Source organism: Flavobacterium sp. PLA-DH12 (genome assembly GCF_059511845.1).
Map to the genome: position 1 here is coordinate 171,352 of NZ_JCAMPD010000004.1, position 22,518 is coordinate 193,869.

Below are 22,518 nucleotides of genomic sequence, written 5' to 3' on the forward strand. Positions count from 1 at the left end.
GATAATGAAAAATACAGTTAAAATCTTATTAGTATTTATTACAGTGTTTTTAATAACAAGTGTATCTGCTCAAACGAATTACAGTTTTTCAATTGCTGATATTTTAAGCTCAATGCCAAATGGAAAAAGAATGCCTGATGGAACTATTGTAAAAGCGCAGATGATAACTACAGGTAGCGCCACACATTCTACAGGAGCTGCGGGTTCAGGAACCGCGGGACCAGATATTGGAGGATTGTTCACTGGAATTACGCTTCCGGCTTATGTTGGAGACAAAACACCAACAAATTTCACCAAAATTCAAATGGCGAATACGCAGAATGCCGATAACGGAATGGGAAATAACTGTACAAACAGTATTGGTTTTAGAATTTATTTCAGCCGACCTATTTCCAGCATTAATTTTCTTGCTTTGGACATCGATGGTGTTCACGGAACACCAAATGGAAACGCTGAATGGGTTGCTTTTTTTGGTTATGATGGCAATACGTATGTTCCATATATCATCAGCGGTCCCGTAACACAGCTTACAAATCAAACAATCAATACTTCTGCAGCAGGTCATAGCTGGAGAACTTTAGTAAGCAATTCAATTGGAGCCACAGCCGCGGCTGCATTGCCTAATAATATGACTATTAGAAGACAAACAACTAGTGGAGGATCTGGTACTCCTGATGATTTAAACCATCAGGTTTTATTTACTCCACCATCAACGACTACTAAAGTAACTGATTTCTTTTTGATGACAGGAATTTGGAGTGTTACTGGTCAAGCCAATGTTCAAGCATCAGGTTTAAGTCCGATAGTAATAACCATTAGTTCAGATTTTGGAGACGCACCAGATAGTTATAAAACATTGCTAGCTTCCGGTGGGCCATCTCACGGCGTTGTTGGAACACTTATTTTAGGAGACACTAATTATACAGAGCCAGATGGTTCGCCATCTGTATTGGCAGACGCTTCTGTTGATGATGATGGAATTCAGACAATTCCACCATTGACAAACAATGGACAATTAATCAGCAGTTATACAGTTGCTACTACTTTTCACAATAATACAGGATTGCCCGCAAATTATGTGGCGTGGATTGACTGGAATAATGACGGCGTATTTCAGCCTTCAGAAGGAACTAGCGCAACAACGCCGGCAGGAACATTGACAGGAAGCGTTAATCTTACTTGGAACAATGTTACTTTGACTAACACAGCGGGTCATGCCAGAACTTATTTAAGAGTAAGAACAACTACAGAAGCCATTACCACCTCGGATACTGGCGGCGCATTTATGGATGGAGAAGTCGAAGATTACGCAATTGGACTTCCAGCTGCTACGCCAGATGTGGCTTGTTTTAATGTTGGAAGCTCTTCAGGTGCTATAAACATTTTGTCCAATGATACTACTGGAAATACGATTGTTCCTTCAACGGTAAGTCTGGTAAATCCGGGAACGGGAACAAATATTATTACCGATGGAGAAGGGGATATTGTTTCAATAACTATTCCGGGGGAAGGAGTTTGGAAAGTTAATTCAGCTGGTCAAGTTACCTTTGAACCTCAATCCAGTAGTGTAATTGCTCCAACTCCAATGGCATATAATGGCAGAGATACAGATGGGAACATTTCAAATAATGCACTCATTACGTTGACGGCTGCAAGCGTACCAGTTGATACAACGGTTTCCGCTCAAGGATGTTTTCCAACGACACTAACAGCAACTGCGAGCGTTCCTACAGGTCAATCTGTAGTTTGGTATGATGCCGCGGTTGGTGGAAATATAGTAGCTTCTCCAATACTCAGTACTGTTGGAACTGTCACATATTACGCGCAAGGAAATAATGGCACTTGTACTACTTCTGTAAGGACTCCGGTAACTTTGACTATAACAGCGCCTCCAAATGCTGGAAATTTATCGGGAACGCAAAATATTTGTCAAGGAACAACAACAACTTTTAGTTCTGATGGTAATGCGGGTGGCTCATGGTCAAGTCTCGACACAACGATCGCAACTGTTGACAGTGGTGGCCTTATTACAGGATTATTGCCGGGTACAACATTTATAACGTATACAGTTAGTGGAACAGGAGGTTGTGCCGATGTATCATCTACAAGATCAGTTACGGTTGAAGATGCTGCAGAATCAGGTATAATATCTGGAAATCAGGATATCTGTGTTAGTGGTACTTCTGCATTAACTTCGACTGGAACTCCCGGTGGATTATGGGAAAGTGAAGATCCAACCATTGCAACAGTTGATGTAAATGGTGTGGTAACAGGTGTTTCCAGAGGTACAACGAATATAAAATACACAATAATTCAAACTTTGAGTTGTCCAGTCATACCTTCTGTTTATTCAGTAAATATTATTCAAGCTAATCCGGGAACTTTATCAGGAAAACAGAATTTATGTCCTGGAGATACAACCCTTTTTACTACTGATGGCGACCCAGGCGGACTTTGGAGTACAGATTTTCCTGGTATTGCCACTGTAGATGCAAATGGCGTAATTACTGGTATTGGACCGGGAACTGCAACAATTACCTATACAATAACTGGCTTGAGTGGTTGTCCATCAGCTGCAACAACAAGAATGATTACTGTAGATGTTAATGCCTCTGCGACCGCATCTGATATTACGGGTGCAGACACTGCAGTCTGTCCCGGCGGTAGTGCTACGCTAACGGTAAGTACATTGACTATTGGTATTCCTACCTTTACATGGTATGCTGATCAAACCAGTACGACAGCAATTAATACTGGTACAACGTATACTGTTTCTCCAACCTCAACTACAACGTATTATGTAAGTGTAAAAGGTAATGATGTCTGTGAGAATGAGATCAATAATAGAAAACCCATTACAGTAACAATAAATTCTTTAGGACTTGATTCTGATATAGTAAGTACAGACGCAACAGTATGTGCCGGTTCTTCTGCAGCACTGGCAGTTTCATCAACTACCGTGACCACGCCCGTTTTTAGATGGTATGCTGATCAAACAAGTGCTACAGTTCTCTTCACTGGAGATACTTATACTGTTTCTCCCGCCGTAACTACAACGTATTATGTAAGTGTAAGCGGGGACGGAGTTTGTGAAAATGCAGTAAATACAAGAAAAGCAGTAACCGTGACTGTGAATACTTTGGCTTTGGATTCAGATATTGCTGCTGCGAATGAAACAATTTGCGCAGGATCTTCTGTGAGTCTTGTTGCCTCAACAACCAATGTTACCACACCAGTTTTTAGATGGTATGCAGACCAGACAAGTACTACAGTTTTGAGTACTGGAGATACATATAACGTTTCTCCCGCATCAACGACAACGTATTATGTCAGCGTGAGCGGTGACGGAGTCTGTGAGAACGCAATTAATACACGAAAAGCCGTTGTTGTGAATGTTGATCCTTTGGGAATTGCTACCGATATCACCGCTGCTGATACTACAACATGTCCAGGCGAAGCTTCAGTTCTTAGTGCTTCATCGACAACAGTCACCTCTCCAATTTTTAGATGGTATGCCGATCAAACGACAACAGTAGTATTAAATATCGGAGATACTTATACGGTATCTCCAACAGTAAATACAACTTATTATATAAGTGTTAGCGGAGACAATGTTTGTGAAAATGCGCCAAATACAAGAAAGCCGGTAACGGTTACTATGAATCCTTTGGCGACGGCAGCAGATATTGATGCTGCTGATCAAACTATTTGTTCAGGAGACGTCGCAGTACTGACCGCATCATCAACAATTAGTAATCCTGAATTTTTTTGGTATGCTGATCAAACTTCTCCCGATCCGCTATCAGTTGGAGCGGTATATGATCCTTCGCCACAAACCACGACTACCTATTATGTTAGTGTGAGAGGAACTAATATTTGCGATGATGCCATCAACACTAGAAAAGCGGTTGTAGTAAATGTCAACAGATTAGGCTTGGATTCTGATATCACAGCCTCCGATGCTGTCATTTGCGCGGATTCATCAGCTTCGCTCACAGCTTCAACAACTATTACAACACCAATTTTTAGATGGTATGCGGATCAGACAACGACTACGGCGCTATTTACAGGAGATACTTATAGCGTAACACCTGCAATAACAACAACGTATTATGTGAGTGTAAGCGGTGATGGAGTCTGCGAGAATGCCATTAACACCAGAAAAGCGGTTGTGGTTACTGTGAATAGATTAGGCTTGGATGCTGATATCACGGCCTCAGATGTCGCAATTTGTACGGGTTCATCGACTGCGCTTACAGCTTCAACGGCTATTACAACGCCAATTTTTAGATGGTATGCGGATCAGACAACGACTACGGCGCTATTTACAGGAGATACTTATAGCGTAACACCTGCAATAACGACAACGTATTATGTGAGTGTAAGCGGTGATGGAGTCTGCGAGAATGCTATTAACACCAGAAAAGCGGTTGTGGTTACTGTGAATAGATTAGGTTTGGATGCTGATATTACGGCTTCAGATGCTCTAATTTGCGCGGGTTCATCAACTACACTTACAGCTTCAGCTACTGGAATAACAAATCCAGTTTTCAGATGGTATGCTGATCAGACAAGTACCACAGTATTAAATACAGCAGATACATATACTGTAACTCCAACAATAACCACAACGTATTATGTCAGCGTAAGCGGTGATGGAGTTTGTGAAAACGTGATCAACACTAGAAAAGCGGTCGTGGTGACTGTCAATAGATTAGGTTTGGATGCTGATATCACAGCCTCCGATGCTGTGATTTGTGCTGGTTCATCGACTACGCTTACAGCTTCAACAACTATTACAACACCAATTTTCAGATGGTATGCGGATCAGACAAGCACAACGGCGCTATTTACGGGAGATACTTATACCGTAACACCTGCAACAACGACAACGTATTATATCAGCGTAAGTGGCGATGGCGTCTGTGAAAATGCCATCAATACCAGAAAAGCGGTTGTGGTTACTGTGAATCGATTAGGTTTGGATGCTGATATAACGGCTTCCGATGCTGTAATCTGTGCAGGTTCATCAGCTTCGCTTACAGCTTCAACGACTATTACAACGCCAGTTTTCAAATGGTACGCTGATCAGACAACGACTACCGCACTTTTTACAGGAGATACTTATAGCGTAACACCTGCAACAACGACAACGTATTATGTGAGTGTAAGCGGTGATGGAGTCTGCGAGAATGCTATTAACACCAGAAAAGCGGTTGTGGTTACTGTCAACAGATTAGGCTTGGACTCTGATATCGCAGCTTCCGATGCTGTAATCTGTGCGGGCTCATCGGTTGCGCTAACTGCCTCGTCTGCAGGAGTAACTACACCAGTATTCAGATGGTATGCTGATCAGATAACAACTACGGCACTTTTTACAGGAGATACTTATAATGTAACACCTACAGCAACGACAACGTATTATGTCAGCGTAAGCGGTGATGGAGTCTGCGAGAATGCTATTAACACTAGAAAAGCGGTTGTGGTTACTGTGAATCGATTAGGCTTGGATGCTGATATAACGGCTTCAGATGCTGTAATCTGTGCAGGTTCATCTACTATTCTTACTGCTTCAACTACCGGAATAACAACGCCAGTTTTCAGATGGTATGCGGATCAGACAACAACTACCGCACTTTTTACAGGAGATACTTATAATGTAACTCCTGCAACAACGACAACGTATTATGTGAGTGTAAGCGGTGATGGCGTCTGCGAGAATGCCATTAACACCAGAAAAGCGGTTGTGGTTACTGTGAATCGATTAGGTTTAGATTCTGATATAACGGCTTCTGATGCTATAATCTGTGCGGGTTCATCAGCTTCGCTTACAGCTTCAACTGCCGGAATAACAACGCCAGTTTTCAGATGGTACGCCGATCAGACGACGACTACGGCACTTTTTATAGGAAATACATATAGCGTAACACCTGCAGCAACGACAACATACTACGTCAGCGTAAGCGGTGATGGTGTCTGTGAAAATGCCATCAATACCAGAAAAGCGGTTGTGGTTACTGTAAATAGATTAGGTTTAGATGCTGATATTACGGCTTCAGATGCAATAGTTTGTGCAGGTTCTTCAGCTTCGCTTACAGCTTCGTCTGCTGGTGTGACGACACCAATTTTCAGATGGTATGCCGATCAGACAACAACTACGGCACTCTTTACAGGAAATACTTATACCGTAACACCTCCAACAACGACAACGTATTATGTCAGCGTAAGCGGCGATGGCGTCTGCGAAAACGCCGTCAACACCAGAAAAGCGGTTGTGGCAACAGTCAATCCTTTGGCTTTGGCTTCTGATATTTCAGCAACTACTTCAAATGCTTCTTTATGTACTGGAGGCAGTGCATCAATTACAGCTTCTAGTGCTATTACTAATCCTATTTTCAAATGGTATCAAGATGCTAATTTATCTGTTTTGCTTTATACAGGTCCGACCTTTGTAACGCCTGCTATAACGGTAAATACATCTTACTACGTTACAGTGCAAAACAATGCTATTTGCGAAAATAGTATTGGCAATGCGTTAAAAGTTGATCTAACAGTTATTTTGTGTTCTGATATTGCTTTGACAAAATCGGTAAGCAATATGTCGCCTTTCGTTGGTGATCAGGTTGATTTTACAATAACTGTAAGTAATCTTGGGCCAAATGATGCTACTGGTGTACGTGCTAATGATGCATTACCTTCTGGTTATACTTTTATTAGTGCAAACAACGGTGGAGTGTTATCTGGAAGCACAATTACTTGGCCGATTTTTAATGTTTCTGTTAGTAATCCTGTTTCGTTGGTTTACAGAGTCAGAGTTAATACAGCGACTGGAACAGCGGATGAATATAAAAATGTAGCTCAAGTAATTGCTTCGGATAATTTTGATCCAAATTCAACTCCAAACAATAATGATCCAGCAGAAAATGATCAAGATAGTGTGATTTTGACTCCAATTATTCCACAACCGTCAATTTTATTATATAAAGACGCTTCTTTCACCGCATCTAATGATAGTAACGGAAATGGTTTTCCTGATGTAAATGAAACAATTACATACACTTTTGCAGCGCAGAATACAGGAAATATTAGATTAGAAAATGTAAAAATCAACGATCAGTTTTTAGGCATAACTAATTTATCAGTAACGCCTAGCACTTTGGATCCTGGACAAACGGGCAGGGCTCAGTTAATTTATACAATCAAGGATTCAGATTTTGAGAAAGGAGTGATTTACAATAGCGCGATTGCTCAAGGTAACACACCGCCGACACCAGATAATCCGGGAGGTACTACTGTTACCGATACTTCTGAAGATCCTACAAATCCTGTTAAGCCGGGTGATGAGTATTATGATCCAAACTGCCCGACTTGTACTGTAGTTCCTTTGCCAAATATTCCGAAAATTGCAATTATTAAGGAAATTTCTTCGTTTAGCGGAGATTTTAATAATGCAAAAGTGGGCGATATCATAAGTTATCTTTTTACGGTCAGCAATATTGGAAATACGCGTTTAAGTAATGTAAAAGTGACAGATCCGCTTCCTCGAATGTCAACGCCTGCTCTTGATCCTGTAGATTCGAGCAGTAAAACGGGAGACCTTAATTCAAATGGTTATCTAGACACAAATGAGAAATGGCTGTACAGAGCTCAGTACATTATCACTTCAGATGATTTAGCAAAAGGTCAAGTTGTCAATCAGGCTTTGGCGGAAGCGAAAGGACCTCCAACACCTGTAAATCCTAATGGGGAAGATGTTAGTGACTTGTCAGATAAATCGTCGCCAACTAATGAGGACAATGATCCAACAGTTCTTGATATAGTGGGTTGTCAAGTAGTCGTTCATAATGCATTTTCTCCAAATGGAGACAACGTAAATGATAGGTTTAAAATTGATGGTATTGAATGTTACCCAAACAATACGGTTGAAATTTATAACCGCTGGGGAGTAATTGTTTTTCATACCGATGGATACAATAATCAAAACAATGCTTTTGAGGGGTATTCCAATGGAAGAGCAGTGATCAATCAAAGCAAAGGACTTCCAACTGGTACTTACTACTATATTCTCAGATATCAAAATTCAGATCAAAAAGAAGTAACAACTGCGGGTTATCTTTATTTAAGCATGAACCAATAATGAGACCTTGAGCATCTTTGCTTTTTAATTTAAGTTTGAACTGTTTTTTTATTTTAGTTATTGTAAAAAAAAAGTTTTTTAAAATTAATGTGAAATATTTTTGAAAAGCCTGATTGCGCAATCAGGCTTTTGTCATATTTATATCAGTTTGGAATCTCATATATTGAAAATTATTTATATGAATACTCACTATTTTTTGCATTTCAAATATGCAAAAAGGTATGAGACAGGATTCTTGAACAAATTTTAAAGTGTTTTTTTTCTTTATCTTTTTATAGCTATGAATTTAGGCTTCTGTCGTATCTGTTACATAACTATTATCTTGAAATCTAAAAAATACATTAAATGAATACCAAACGTGATTGTTATCCCAAAGCTATTATTTTGCAAACCATTTATTTCAAATTGCGATTTACATTGAGTTACCGTGATGTTGAGGAAATAATGAAAATGCACGGAATAACAGTTGATCACACTACTATTTGGTGTTGGGTATTTAAATTTTCGACTCTAAGTGACTCGGCACTCAAGAAGAGAAAGAACATAGTATAGGAGCCAGCTGGCGAATAGATGAAACCTATATAAAAGTAAGTTGTAGATATGTTGAGAAAGAATCAGATGCTTAATTAAGCCAGGAACAAGTATGTTCAAATCATTTTGTAAATTGGTTGCATAATTTTAAGGCAATTGATTTATCTTTAATTGATATGGCAGATGCAACAGAACTCACGATTTTGTCACAGAAATTTTGGGCGGTCTTAAAAAATTTGGAAAGCATTATAAAGAAAAAAAACTGTGAATCTAAGGATTTTCGGGTTTTTGTATATATAAAAAAAGTCCTAATTTTCATTAGGACTTTTTTGTGGGGAGAGCAGGATTCGAACTTTATCGCTGAAGTCCTGTCTATGCTAGGTTTTATATAATGTCTTTGACCAACGTGCACCGATTCTGCACCCAAAATTCAATTTTTTATTATTTCAATATTAAGTAATTCACAAAAATTAAAATACTAACAAATTAAAAGACAGTAGTATTATTCTTTTTTTTTGTATGACAAATATATTAAAAATACTGAATATTTTGGAATAAGAAATTAAAAGCTCAAGTGTATAATAGCCTAAATGGCATCAAGTCCATTACACAACGTTTCCAATAAAGATTCTTTTTTCTTGCTTCATTTGCCCGAATTCCTGTTTTTGATTTATTTTTCCTATATTTGTTAGGTAGCTCTTTTATCTCTTTAGTAAAACTTCGTTTATAACAGCTCTGCATTTAGTATTCTATTTCTTTGGAATTTAAGGTTTATGTCAGATTTTTTTCTGATTATTTTGCGTTTAACTTAAAATAAAAAAATTATATGCAGCACTTTTCCAAAATAAGAACAACACTCAGCAGGGGCGTTACGGTGCCCAGTTTAATTTTTATTATTGGTATTTGTATGCTTTCTGCTATTGCTCCAGATTTTACGGAAGAACTTCTCAATGCGGTTAAAAATTTTATTTTCGTTAATCTGAACTGGGTGTATGTCTGGTCGGTTACCATTTTTGTGCTGTTTTTGATCTATCTGATGGCGAGCAAATACGGAAATATCCGGCTTGGAAGAAATAACAGCAGGCCGGATTACTCTTTTTTCTCTTGGATTTCAATGCTTTTTGCAGCTGGTATGGGCATCGGTCTGATGTATTTCAGTGTCGCAGAACCGATGCAACATTATTCAAATGAAATTTTTGCTGGAAAATCTGTTGTTCAAAGAGCACAGAATGCCCAACTTTATACCTTTTTCCATTGGGGAATTCATGCTTGGGCAATTTACGGAGTGGTTGGGCTGTCTTTGTCTTATTTTACCTATCGATACCGTCTGCCGCTTTCTCTTAGGAGCTGTTTCTATCCATTGTTGAAAGATAAAATTAAGGGGAAGTGGGGAAATGTAATAGATGTTTTTGCGCTTTGCAGTACATTTTTTGGAATTACCACAACGCTGGGTTTTGGTGTAGTGCAGATTAATTCAGGATTACAGACGCTTAATGTTGTGCCGGAAAACAGTTTTGTCTATCAGGTCTTGATCGTTGCTGTATTGGTTTCTTTATCCATTTTTTCGGCGGTCAGCGGATTGGATAAAGGGGTCAAAATTCTCAGCGGAATCAATATTGTAAGTGTAATGTTACTGCTTCTTTTTGTATTGATTCTGGGGCCGACGGTTTATCTTATTGGCAGTTTTACTGAAGGAATTGGGACTTATATCAATAGTTTTTTCAGCCTTACTTTTAATACGCACATTTACGAAGAAAATGCCCAGCCGTGGTTTTATAACTGGACCATTCTTTATTGGGCTTGGTGGATTTCCTGGTCCCCTTATGTCGGGCTTTTTATTGCTAAAATTTCGAAAGGGAGAACTATTAGGGAGTTTATCGGAGCTGTTCTGATATTGCCGACTCTGTTTAATTTTATCTGGATGTCTGTTTTTGGAGGCAGTGCCATTTGGTTTGATTTGCATACAGCCAACGGAACACTCACTGCATTAGCGGGTAATCCCGATGCTTTGATGTTTAGTTTTTTGGAATATCTCCCTCTGACAAGAGCGTTGAGTTTCATCGTAATTTCAATCATTATCATCTTCTTTGTGACTTCGGCTGACAGCGGGATTTTTGTAATGAACAGCATTGCAACCAAAAATGCTGAAAATTCTCCAAAATGGCAGACAATAGGTTGGGGGATTCTATTGGCAGTGCTTGCATTGATGCTTCTCAATGCAGGTGGATTAGCAGCATTGCAGAGTATGACGCTCATTACGGCGCTTCCCTTTTCGATAATAATGCTGCTCTTTATCGTAAGTCTTTTGAAAGCACTTTCTGTAGATAGAAAGTATTATGAAAAAGATTTTTCGCGTACTACGGTTCCCTGGTCGGGAGCATCTTGGAAAGAACGCCTCAAGCAGATTGTTTCTTTCCATGATAAATCATATGTTGATGAATTTATCAATACCACAATCCAGGATGCTTTCTCAGAATTGGAATCTGAATTTGCAAACAGCAATATTGAGGCCAAGATCAATTGCTATGAAAATCCTCTAAGGATAGAAATTGAAATCAAGCACGATATCGTCAATAATTTTCTTTATGGCGTTAAAAATGAATCAAGAATTGTTTCCGATTATCTTTTGGCTGACCAAAACCTTCCTGAAGTAAACGACAATGTTACCCATTTTCCGAAATCTTATTTTGGTGATGATAGAGAAGGTTATGACGTGCAGTTATTTACTAAGAATGAACTTATTTCAGATGTTTTAAAGCATTATGAAAGATTTCTGGAAATTGTCTCCGAAGAGAATAATGAAATGTTTATTAGCAGTGATTTGAATCATAAATACAAATGATTCAGAATTTTAAAATATATTTTCAATTACTTTTATAAGTTCCCATCTGCATTCATAAAGCCATGCCCTTCTTGTTAGTCTTTCATAAAAATTGGCTTAGCTTTTTATGGCATAATTGGAAGAATTTGCCGAACTGCTCGACCTGTTTGTGTTTTTATAATTTTTTAGTTTGTTTAAAAAGAAACGAGAAAAATTTACTTTCTTAAGCGAAACCTCTTGTCCATTTATATGGAAATCAGTTTCCTGGCTATTGTTTTTTAAAAACCAAGGTATTTTTGCCAGCCAGTCTTTGGTTTAGCCAGTTTTTTAATTTCTCACTCTCAGCCGTATTAAGGATTCTAATTCCATCATATATTACAGAAGTTAAAGCAATTGCGCTGTCCGTTTGAGTAGTCAAGGCAGTTTTTGCTACTGACAGGGAGGTGACAGAAGGAAATAGCGCAGAAGTTTCTTTTAATAGCTGGCGGCTATCAATTTTATTCTTGCTTAATTCTTTCTCTAGCTACATTGTTCCTGATACGGTGAGTAGGCCAGATAACTGCTTGGCAGCAGCATTACTACGGTTAAAAAGGCAACAAAGTATTTTACTCTCTTCTGATGTTTTTCATCTATCTGCTTTACAGCAGGATAATTTAGGTACTTTATAATTAAAAACGTAGCAATTCCGATAAACACGCAGTTTATGCAGTACAGATATACTGCCCCCAGAAAAAAAGGCCATTGTGCTGTGGCCAAGCCATAACCCGCTGTACAGAGAGGGGGCATAAGCGCGGTGGCGATGGCAACTCCGGCAATGGGATTCCCTTTTTCTGATCTAGTTGCAGCTATTACCCCTACAGTGCCTCCAAAAAAAGCAATAAGAATGTCATATATATTGGGAGAGGTCCGGGCCAGCAATTCGGAATGCACCTCCTTGAAGGGGCTCAGGTAAAAATAGAGGGTAGAAACTATAAGGCTTGCTGCTGTTGCATTAAGCAGGTTTTTAAGTGATTTTTTCAGTAAAGAAAAGTCATAAATGCCAAGTGCAAATCCTGCTCCGACGATTGGACCCATAAGTGGAGATATAAGCATTGCCCCAATGATGACAGCTGTTGAGTTTACATTTAAACCAACTGATGCTATGATGATGGCACAGGCTAAAATCCAAAGGTTCGCCCCTCTGAAAGCTATATTCTTCTTTACGTTTTCCAAAGTTTTTGCCCTGTCTTCTTCTCCTTCTCCTTCTCTTAAATTGAATATATCTGTAATATTTTTCATAATCTATGTCTAAGTCATCTCCAAAGATAAATATTGCGCTCTTTTTTTAAGTCGATATTCAAAATTACATTTTTTTTTGCTGCTAAGTTTTAGGCCAATATGGATAAGCATGGCATTCGGATATCCAGCATAAGAAAATTAAACGCTTAGGAGTATCTTAAGCGCTTATTTTTAGTTGTTTTTTTAGCCTCTACTGGCGATATGGTAAAATATGAACTTGGCATCGTATTGCTGATTTGATTACTTAGGGCATGCACAAATCTTGTATGGTCCGTAATTGACAATTTTTGATTTTTGGCAGATATAAATTGGTTGCACTTTTTACTTTTATGTTTCAAATTATAAAATGCAACCATTTTATCGGTATTGTGTGTAGGTTCTTTCTTTAAATTTATAATTCCTTCAAATGAGTGGCACCTTAAACATAGATTTTTACATCGGCGTTTATAGGGCAGCACTTTCATGACATGCAAATTTAATCTCTTGTGTAATTATAAATCTCTTATTATGAAAAAAAGAAAACATCTATTATCAATTTTGGCGCTGTCGTTATTTACCTGCGCCGCTATTGATGCCCAGACCAAGAAAAGCCCGAATATTATCATTCTGCTGTCGGATGATACCGGATGGGGCGATTTAGGCCCTTATGGAGGAGGGGAAGCCAGAGGGGCGGCAACTCCCAATATTGACCGCATGGCAAACGAAGGCATGCAGTTCTGGTCCTTTTACGGCCAGCCAAGCTGCACACCCGGGAGAGCTGCCCTAATAACGGGAAGAATTCCCAACCGCAGCGGTATGACAACAGTTGCTTTTCCAGGAGATGGAGGGGGGCTTCCAAAAGCCGAATGGACTTTGGCGTCTTTATTGAAACGCAAAAATTACAATACTTTTTTCGCTGGGAAATGGCATCTTGGCGAGGAAGACTATTCTATGCCAATTGCGCAGGGGTTTGATGTGATGAAAAACGTGACTTTATATCACTTGAATGCCTACACCTATACAGATCCGGACTGGAATGCGGACATGCCTGAAGATATTAGAGCACAATGGGTCAAAGGGACTAAAGGAGCACTCGAGGGAGAGGCAGGCAAACCATACAGGGAAGTCAGAAAAATCGATGGAAAAGTGATTCCGTTTTTAGATCAGTATACGGAAGAGGAATCCATAAAATGGCTGAAAGAGAATGCTAAAAAGGACAAGCCTTTTTTTATGGAAATTTCTTTTGCCAAAAACCATCAGCCTAACCTGCCCCATCCGGATTATGTGGGGAAATCTGCCGGAAAAAATAAATATGCCGACTGTATTGTCGAGCTGGATTCAAGAATAGGCCGCATCATGGACGAGGTGCGCAATCTTGGAATTGCAGAAAACACTTTGGTTATCTATACAGTGGATAACGGCACCTGGCAGGACGTATACCCTGACTGCGGCTATACGCCTTTTAGAGGAACAAAAGGAACTGATCGTGAAGGTGGCAGCCGTATTCCTACACTGGCTTGGTGGCCTGGAAAAATCAAGGCAAACAGCAAGAACAGCGACATTTTAGGAACACTTGATTTTATGGCAACATTTGCCGCTTTATCAGGACAGGAGCTGCCGACTGTAGACAGGGAAGGAAAACCGACTATTTTTGACAGCTATGATATGTCGCCGGTTTTATTTGGCACAGGCAAATCAAAAAGAAATATGTGGCTTTATTTTACGGAAGACGAATTGGCTCCGGGAGCAATCCGAATTGGCAAATTCAAGGCGGTATTTAATCTGCGCGGCGATGATGGCGCCCATACGGGAGGTCTGGCTGTAGATGCCAATTTAGGGTGGAAAGGGCCGGCAAGCTATGTGGCCACCGTACCGCAGATATTTGATTTATGGGCAGATCCCCAAGAACGCTATGATCTGTTTATGAACAACTTTACCGAGAAGACATGGTTTTTGCCAACTGTTCAAAACATTCTTGCGGATTTTGTCAAAACGTATGAAAAGTATCCGCCAAGTCCATTGCAGAGCCAAATGTATCCTGGACCAATAACAATCAATGATTATATAATGATGAAAAATGTTCAGGAAAAACTTAAAGCCACAACTACTGCAAAAAGAAGCGGCGGAGGGTGATAAAATGCAGGACAAAGATTAAAAAAATATCATTTGGCCGTTATTGTAAAAATAACCTCTCAAAGAAAGGGTCGGCTATGCTTGCAAATAAGCAGCTGGCTCTTTTTTCTAATCCTTTCTTCAATAGTTTTTTGTATCCTATTTTTATGCATTGGCTTTTAGGCCAAAAGCAGGCAGGGGCATATATAAAGAAAAAATTTTTTTTGTAAAAGCAGGGCAGAAAAAAAGTTTTAGCAAAAGGTATGAAGGGGGCTAATGATTTTAAACAATAAAATAAATATTTAGCTTTAATAAAGAAGGAGCTGAGATTCCAGTTTTTTTATTAAAGTTTCCTACAATGACAACCAGAAATATTAAATCAGATAAGATGAAAAAAATAAACGATTCATTAAGTTTTAGATTAGTCTTTTTTCTTGTTCTGCTGATTGCTGCCCAAGGATGCAAAAAAGAAGGCGTAAAAGAAGATGGTTCTGCTAAAGAAAAAACTATGGCATCAGCCTCCGGAAGTGATCCGCTTCCTTCATGGAATGATACTAAAGTGAAAAAGGATATAACCGCATATATAGAAGATGTCACAAATTCGCAGAGTCCTAATTTTATTCCAGTTAAAGATCGTATTGCAACTTTCGATAATGACGGAACCCTATGGGCTGAGCAGCCTTTCTATTTCCAGCTTTTTTTCGCCTTGGATCAGGTAAAAGCTCTGGCACCCAAGCATCCTGAGTGGAAGAACAGGCAGCCTTTTAAGGCAGTGCTGGAAAATAATATGGGAGAGCTGATGAAGCAGGGCAAAGCAGGACTGCTGCAGATTGTGGCCGTCAGCCATGCAGGAATGTCTACTGATGTGTTTGAGGGAAATGTCAGCAAATGGATCAGCACCGCACAGCATCCCACAAAGAAAAAGCTTTATAAGGAACTTGTTTACCAGCCTATGCTGGAGCTGGTGAAATACCTTCAGGATAAACAGTTTAAAGTATTCATCGTATCTGGCGGAGGAGTTGATTTCATGCGCGCATGGGCGGAAGATGTCTACGGAATTCCAAAGGATCAGATAGTGGGAAGCACCCTTCAGGCAAAATATGATTACAATAATGGCAAGCCCATTATTACTAAAATGCCTGCATTGGATTTTAATGATGATAAGGAAGGAAAACCTGTCGCAATTGAAAAGTACATCGGAAAAAAACCTGTTTTTGCCGCCGGGAATTCAGATGGGGACCTTCAGATGCTGCAGTGGGCCGCTTCCAATAAATACAAGAATTTTGAATTGTATGTCCACCACACGGATTCTGTCCGCGAGTGGGCTTATGACAGGAAATCTCCTGTGGGCACCCTTAATAAAGGACTGGACGAAGGCAAAGCCAAAAACTGGGCTTTTGCGGATATGAAAAACGACTGGAAAGTGATTTTTCCGGGCAATTAGGAGGAAACTAAAATACGAGTTATGAAATTAAAAATGCTTAACAAAGGAACAGAAAACGCGAGAGATTATACAGTGCTCCTATTACTCTTGTTTGCAGGATGTTTTTCTGGATCCGCACAGGAAACTGAGGAAAATAAGGAGCCCCAGAGCGGCGGCACTTCTGTGAAGCTATCACAGGAAGTGATGAATCCAACTACCTTGGCCTGGCAGCTGCAACTGGAAGAATTTGCTATTTTTAAGACTGAAGGGCAGGATGGTTTCGCACAGAACTTCCGCTTGAGAGGGATTATTCCCATGAAAGAGGGATTCTTGATTAAGGTGCCCCAGCTGATAAGGGTGATCACTTTCTTAAATACGGCACCTGACGGAAAAACAGGATTGGGCGATCTGGTTTTAAACCAGTTTTTTGTTCTCAGCAAGAAAGATTGGGGACAGTTTGGGGCTGGCTGGAATATACAGATTCCGACACGAACCGATGATCAGCTGGGCTCTCCCCAGTGGAGTCTTGGCCCGGCTTTCACGATCACTTTCACAGATCTGGGCAAATGGCAGATGTATTGGATCTGGGAGAATTTTTTCTCGATATCCGGAAATGATAAGTACGGCTCCTCTGCTTATGCGGTTTTGCAGCCCAATGTGTTTTATACCTGGCCAAACGGTGTCTATGCCGGGATTGAGCCCGAGTGGCAGATTGATTATAAGACAGGGAAAGTGGCCCTTCCAATGGATTTCAGGGTGGGATACATATGGTCAGGCAAGTTAAAGTACAATGCCTATATCGAGCCTGAGATTATGGCCTACAGGTCTGAAGGGTATCCGAGAAACGCGTCTAATTTTGGGGTGCGATTAGGCTTTAGATGGTACCTGCCGATGTAAGTGCCATTTGAGGCTCAGGAAGTTTTAAATTAGGAATTTCGGGAAATATGGCACATAAGCATTTTAAAACGATTCTAATGCCTCTGCCGGATGAGTTATATAATATAAAATTCGCCGGGTATTTTGAATCAATCAAAGAAATGTATAAATCAGATAAAAAATTCAAAACATTATGTGATGAATACTGCACCTGTGTATCGAATGCAAAAAATTATGAGAAGCAGATCAAAAAAGATCTCCATCATAAAACGGCATCTGAAAACCTGTCACTAGAACTGGAAGAGGAAATCCTTTTCTATATTGTTAGAAACAGATAATTGAACTCCAGTTTATGATTATCCAAATAAGATGCAAGACAAAAAGCAAAAGAATGACCTGACAGTTCAATTGAAAAATGCCGATGGGCGCTGTTTTGCAGACCGCAAAAGAATAAAGGCAGCTTTAAAAATAAAAAGGCCTGTCTTTTGATCTTTCTTGACAGGAAAAAAAATATTTATTTTAGACGAAACAATGATTGATATAATACTTTCTATGTTTTTTTTTGTGGCAATAATTGCCGGGACAGCCGTTTCTTTTTTGCTGCTTTTTTTTCAGAGCCAGTATCATAAGAGCCTCTATTTGGGGTTTCTGCTGGTGAGTCTTGTCTTGATATGCCTTTACGGTTTTTATCTGTCTGCAGGAACTTACAAAAACTTTCCGGTTTTGTTTGCAGTGTCAAAATCCTTTATCTTTTTGATTGCCCCATGCTCATTGTTTTATGTCAGGGATATGCTCTCTTCTGGTATTGCCCGCAGTGAGTATGACTGGATCCATTTTCTCCCTTTTGCGATGTATTTTGCTGTTGATCTTGCTTGTACTGGAAATGTCAGCAGTTTAAAATTTATGGCTGAAGGTGGAATTGCTCTGAAAGGCCGCTTTTTTGCCCTAATGTCCGCAATATGGCTGGCTTATGCATTTTTTCAAACTGGACAAATCTTAAAATTTAATCTCTTGACTGAAGCGGAAAACTCGATCGTCGGCAGGAAGTTTCTATCTTGGATCCGAATCTTTAATCTGGCTATCCTCTTATTATTCTTATCACTGTCTGCGTATCATTTTTTATTTCTGGCAGATAATATTATAGATATATTGGGCTGCGCCACGGCGGCTTCTGTTTTATTTCTAATTGCTGGAGGGATTTACTTTTCCCCAAATATTTTCCGGAATCAGAACAGTGCAGAGGTTTTTGCTGAACCTAAAGATATTAAAACTGATCTGTTGGAATTTTACGAATCTGTGCCTTATACAAAAGAAGAGTGTCTGCTGGAATTAGATTATACTGTGAATTTTGGAAAATTTTTTCTCAGAAAGGATGTTAAAATTAAAGAGGTGGCAAAAGAAGCTGGAATTGCCCCCAACATTATTTCCCATCTTATCAATTCCCAATTTGGTTTTCATTTTAACGATTATATTAGTTTAAAAAGGATTGAATATTTATTGGAAAATATGGACAAGCCAGAATGGAAGGGGCTATCGCTGCAGGAGATGGCGCAAATTTGCGGGTTTGGATCCAGGACGAGCTTTTTCAGGGCATTCCAAAAGCATAAAGGGGCGTCTCCTTCAAAATATTTGAGAGAGATTGTGCAAAAAGATCAAGATGCATTATCTGTTTAAACTTTGGCAAAATGAAAAAAAGAACAGTTTTGGGGATTTAAATTCCGATGCTTATGGGCAAGTATTCAAAATGGATTTTAATGGTCTGCATGGCAGGAGGTTTTTCAGCTTCTGGGCAGACAGAAAAGCTGCAGCAGTTTTGGAATGAATATGCGTTCACCCGGGATCTTAATGAGAAATGGGTCGCTGAGCTTGACATTGGATTGAACTCGAGCGGCGTCCCGGATCATAATACCATATTCTACGGATTTACACAGTTCAGTGCGCGTGCCTGGATACATTATTATCCCGCCGACCGCTGGAAACTGTCTTTTTTTTATGCGTATTATTATAATGTAAATGTGCCGGAACTCAATCAAAACCAGGCTCCTGAATATAGGTTTGCGCTGCAGGCAACTTATAATTTATTAAAACACAACAGGCTTAATGTAAATATTAGGGCAAGGGTTGAAGACCGCAATATTCAGAATGAGGAAGGGATTTTTGAAGCGGTGGAACGTTTCAGGCTTCAGGGCCGAGCCGTTTATCCTATCAATGGAGATAAAATTGATAAAAATATCATATATGCATTTTTATCCGATGAGATTTATTTTAAGACTGAAAGTGAAATCAGCGGGAAAGAATTCTTTGACCGCAACAGGGTCACCTTAGGCTTGGGGTATAAGGCTTCGAAGGATTTTCAGATTGAAGTCTCGTATGCCAATGAATACTTGCCGCGTTCTGCCGCTGATAAGCTCTACAATGCCCTGCAAGTGAATCTTACTTTTAATAATCTGCTATCAAAAGCCATTAAGCCGTTTAAGCGTAAAGAAGCTTCGGTAGATGATGGGGCTCCAAGCGGTGGTGGAGGATAATATGAACTTAGGTAGCAGTTCAGAGTCTGCCAATTTCGAGAAGTCATGTTTTATCTGCAGGTAATTACGCCCAACCATTATACCGCTAATAGTCGTATTAAATTGAAATAATTTTTAAAAAAAATAAGGATATGGGGAAGATGTTTCGCAAACTGACCAAGGCAGAAAGAGAGGAATGCTTAGTAAGAATAGAATTTTTCATGAATTCCAAAAAACTTTTTTTAAATAAAGATTTGTGTCTGGCCCAGATATCGGAAGAAACGGGAATTACCCGGCATAAAATTTCTTATCTGATTAATGCCGAGTTTGGGTTTAATTTTAACGATTATATAAATTTAAAAAGAATTCAATACCTGCTAGAAAATATAAATGACCCTACATTAAAGAATCTATCTATTGAAAAAATGTCGCTTATCTGCGGATTTGGCTCCCGAGCAAGCTGTTTTAGGGCACTACGCAAACATAAAGGCAAATCTTTAAAATATTTAAAAATAAGCTCGCACCTTTCATAATATTTATTTTATTAAGTTAGATCACAGATAAATCAATTTTTAAGGCTCGGCAGAGCATCAATATTACGAGCAGTTAATTTGTAACTGTTTCATGGAAAGGGTTCTTTGTAGTTAATTCTAAGTCACAACCCTTTATATTTATATTATTACTTGGCGCAAAAGAAGTTAGTAATGTTTCTAACTTAAGCTTTTAAGTAGTTTTATTGCAGTGTTTTAAATTGTCTACTGAAAATGGATGCACCGATTCTGCACCTAGATTCAAATATTTCTACTTCAGTATTACAACTGTCCAAAAATGAATTATACAGTTTTGAACTTAAGTCTCTTAGAGTGTTATTTTGCTGGATTTACTTTTTTAAACCACTATCACCATGATTTTGCCAGACTTGTTTTGGGCGGATTTATTATAGTCAGTTAAGAAAATTAGTTTTTACGTTGATTTTAAGTTCCTTTTCAATAGTTGTCCTTATTTAAGAAAAGAACAATGTTGTGTAAGTTTAACTGTTTTAATAGCAGTTACTTAGGTTTCTATTAATCTTAATAATTGCAATTATTAAAGCAGCTGTTATACATGGTCCCGGATCGATAAAATATGATACGGCTGATGACCCGAAATTAAACGCCAAAGATGATATCATCCTAAAAGTAACGTCGACGGCAATTTGCGATTCTGACCTGCATATTTTTTCAGGCGGATTTCCACAGCCCAGGCCTATGGTCTTGGGACACGAATTTATGGGAATAGTGGAAGAAGTAGGTAATGAAGTTACCCATCTTAAAAGGGGGAACAGGGTAGTGGTTACATTTCCGATTGCCTGCGGGAATTGTTTTTTCTGCAATCATGATATGCCGGGCAATTGCGAGCACAGCAATCCGGAGCATTATGGACCAGAGGGAGGCTTGACTACAGAAAAGGCGGTGCCCTTTTTGGGTACACAGATCTTTATGGTGGCTATGATGGGGGACAGGCGCAGTATGTCCGTGTTCCTTATGCGAACTATGGGCCCCGTGTTGTTCCGGACAGCCTGACCGATGAACAGGCATTATTTCTGACCGATATATTTCCTACCGGTTATACCGGCGTGGATTGGGGAGAGGTTAAAGGAGGGGAAACGGTAGCGATTTTCGGCTCAGGGCCAGTCGGTCTGATGGCGGCAAAAAGCGCATGGCTGAGAGGGGCAGCACAGGTTATTGTGGTGGACACGCTTCAATACCGAGTCGATAAGGCAAAAGCCACAACAGGATGCACTACAATTTTATGGGAGGATGGGCCAAAAGATGTTGTTGAGCAGATCCGTTCGCTGATTCAGGGTCGCGGAGCAGATGTCTGCATAGATGCTGTGGGATTTGAACCGGACCGAAACCTTGGCGACCGTATCAAGGCTACCATCAATTTCGAGAAAGGGTCCATCAAAGTTTTGGAGGCCTGTATGAGCGCGGTTAGAAGAAGCGGAATCGTTTCAGTCCTTGGTGTTTATCCTGTGAATTACGATAATTTTCCGTTAGGCCAGTTTTTTGATAAGGGAATTATCCTAAAAGGCGGACAGGCTCCAGCGCATAAACATATCGATAAACTACTGGAATATGTAGTTCAGGGCAAGGTACAGCTCGACGATATCATAACGCACCGCCTTCCGTTATCAGAAATTTCACATGCCTATGATATTTTCAACAAGCGTGAGGACGGCTGCGTGAAAGTGGTTCTTGATCCATGGAAGTAGAAGTGTAGAAAACTACAGATGTTTCAGATTATGGGGCTGCTTCAATTTTAATCAGTTTTAAGGCTGCACGATTAGAGCTGAGAGCAGGAAAGTATTTTATAATGCAGAAAAAGGAAGTCTTTTAGCAAAGCTAGAGACTTCCTTTTTTGTTTGTTATAGTTCAAATTGGCGTGGCTGTAAAAAGCTAGGCAAGAAAATTTTCAACAGCTTTATTTAAGTCTTGACGCAGCAGTTCTATGGAATACTGTTTGGTTAGAAACTGTGATGCCTGATTCTCTGAAGCAAATTGTTTGTCTATGTCGCTTGATGATGTACTGTAGATAATTACGGGAATATCCTGCAGGTCTGTTTCTTTTTTGATCTGCTGGAGAAAAGCCCGTCCATCCATTATAGGCATGTTCAGGTCAAGAAAAATAAGATCCGGTTTTGTGAAACCTTCCGATCTTAATTTCTCAAAGGCAGCGGCTCCGTTCTCGGCCTGCTGAAAAACAATTGACGGATGTTCCTCACCCAGAATTTCCTGAAAAATTTCACGGTCGTCGGGATCATCATCAATTAAAAAAATGGTTTTCATATTTAAGTTTAAGGGGAAGTAAATAT

The 22,518-nt window shown here is 39.5% G+C and carries 11 protein-coding genes and 2 pseudogenes; 10 read left to right on the forward strand and 3 right to left on the reverse strand.

What is annotated here, in order from left to right:
• The first annotated feature begins 4 nt into the window (after nucleotides 1–4).
• Together AC5ZCW_RS09480 and AC5ZCW_RS09485 are read left to right on the forward strand one after the other, a co-directional pair.
• Complete coding sequence (locus AC5ZCW_RS09480) at nucleotides 5–8,137, forward strand: Ig-like domain-containing protein (RefSeq protein WP_496119346.1); 8,133 nt, start codon at nucleotides 5–7, stop codon at nucleotides 8,135–8,137.
• A gap of 1,357 nt (nucleotides 8,138–9,494) precedes the next feature.
• Complete coding sequence (locus AC5ZCW_RS09485; RefSeq protein WP_496119347.1) at nucleotides 9,495–11,510, forward strand: BCCT family transporter; 2,016 nt, start codon at nucleotides 9,495–9,497, stop codon at nucleotides 11,508–11,510.
• Nucleotides 11,511–11,757: 247 nt separating this feature from the next.
• Here AC5ZCW_RS09485 and AC5ZCW_RS09490 read toward each other — a convergent pair whose 3' ends face one another.
• Both AC5ZCW_RS09490 and AC5ZCW_RS09495 read right to left on the reverse strand, forming a co-directional pair.
• Complete coding sequence (locus tag AC5ZCW_RS09490) at nucleotides 11,758–11,985, reverse strand: DUF8492 domain-containing protein (protein ID WP_496119728.1); 228 nt, start codon at nucleotides 11,983–11,985, stop codon at nucleotides 11,758–11,760.
• Nucleotides 11,986–12,017: 32 nt separating this feature from the next.
• Nucleotides 12,018–12,767: pseudogene (locus AC5ZCW_RS09495) on the reverse strand (TIGR00341 family protein); the annotation flags it as partial.
• Between the two features lie 507 nt (nucleotides 12,768–13,274).
• On the opposite strand from AC5ZCW_RS09495, the gene AC5ZCW_RS09500 reads away from it, so the two are divergent.
• The 8 genes and pseudogenes from AC5ZCW_RS09500 to AC5ZCW_RS09535 all read left to right on the forward strand — a co-directional run bounded on the left by AC5ZCW_RS09500 (nucleotide 13,275) and on the right by AC5ZCW_RS09535 (nucleotide 21,918).
• The gene (locus AC5ZCW_RS09500) at nucleotides 13,275–14,879 is read left to right on the forward strand and encodes a sulfatase-like hydrolase/transferase (protein ID WP_492445264.1); all 1,605 of its coding nucleotides are present in this window, start codon (nucleotides 13,275–13,277) and stop codon (nucleotides 14,877–14,879) included.
• 367 nt (nucleotides 14,880–15,246) lie between these two features.
• Nucleotides 15,247–16,302 carry an HAD family hydrolase gene (locus AC5ZCW_RS09505; protein ID WP_496119349.1) on the forward strand — a complete coding sequence of 352 codons (1,056 nt, stop codon included), beginning with the start codon at nucleotides 15,247–15,249 and terminating at the stop codon, nucleotides 16,300–16,302.
• A 21-nt stretch (nucleotides 16,303–16,323) separates the two neighbouring features.
• Nucleotides 16,324–17,178, forward strand: a complete 855-nt coding sequence (locus AC5ZCW_RS09510; protein WP_492445268.1) for a hypothetical protein — start codon at nucleotides 16,324–16,326, stop codon at nucleotides 17,176–17,178.
• A 510-nt stretch (nucleotides 17,179–17,688) separates the two neighbouring features.
• Entirely contained in the window at nucleotides 17,689–18,831 is a 1,143-nt protein-coding gene (locus AC5ZCW_RS09515) for a helix-turn-helix domain-containing protein (RefSeq protein ID WP_496119350.1), read from the forward strand.
• A 53-nt stretch (nucleotides 18,832–18,884) separates the two neighbouring features.
• The gene (locus AC5ZCW_RS09520; protein ID WP_496119351.1) at nucleotides 18,885–19,685 is read left to right on the forward strand and encodes a DUF2490 domain-containing protein; all 801 of its coding nucleotides are present in this window, start codon (nucleotides 18,885–18,887) and stop codon (nucleotides 19,683–19,685) included.
• Nucleotides 19,686–19,816: 131 nt separating this feature from the next.
• Nucleotides 19,817–20,197 (forward strand): helix-turn-helix domain-containing protein, encoded by a 381-nt coding sequence (locus tag AC5ZCW_RS09525; RefSeq protein WP_492445277.1) that lies wholly within the window; start codon nucleotides 19,817–19,819, stop codon nucleotides 20,195–20,197.
• Between the two features lie 681 nt (nucleotides 20,198–20,878).
• Nucleotides 20,879–21,055 (forward strand): annotated as a pseudogene (locus tag AC5ZCW_RS09530) (alcohol dehydrogenase catalytic domain-containing protein); the annotation flags it as partial.
• Nucleotides 21,055–21,918: a zinc-binding dehydrogenase gene (locus tag AC5ZCW_RS09535; RefSeq protein ID WP_496119353.1), complete on the forward strand. Its 864-nt coding sequence runs from the start codon at nucleotides 21,055–21,057 to the stop codon at nucleotides 21,916–21,918. The pseudogene AC5ZCW_RS09530 and the gene AC5ZCW_RS09535, both read left to right, overlap by 1 nt.
• A gap of 184 nt (nucleotides 21,919–22,102) precedes the next feature.
• On the opposite strand, the gene AC5ZCW_RS09540 is transcribed toward AC5ZCW_RS09535, so the two are convergent.
• Nucleotides 22,103–22,492: a response regulator gene (locus AC5ZCW_RS09540; RefSeq protein WP_496119355.1), complete on the reverse strand. Its 390-nt coding sequence runs from the start codon at nucleotides 22,490–22,492 to the stop codon at nucleotides 22,103–22,105.
• Between the last annotated feature and the right edge of the window lie 26 nt (nucleotides 22,493–22,518).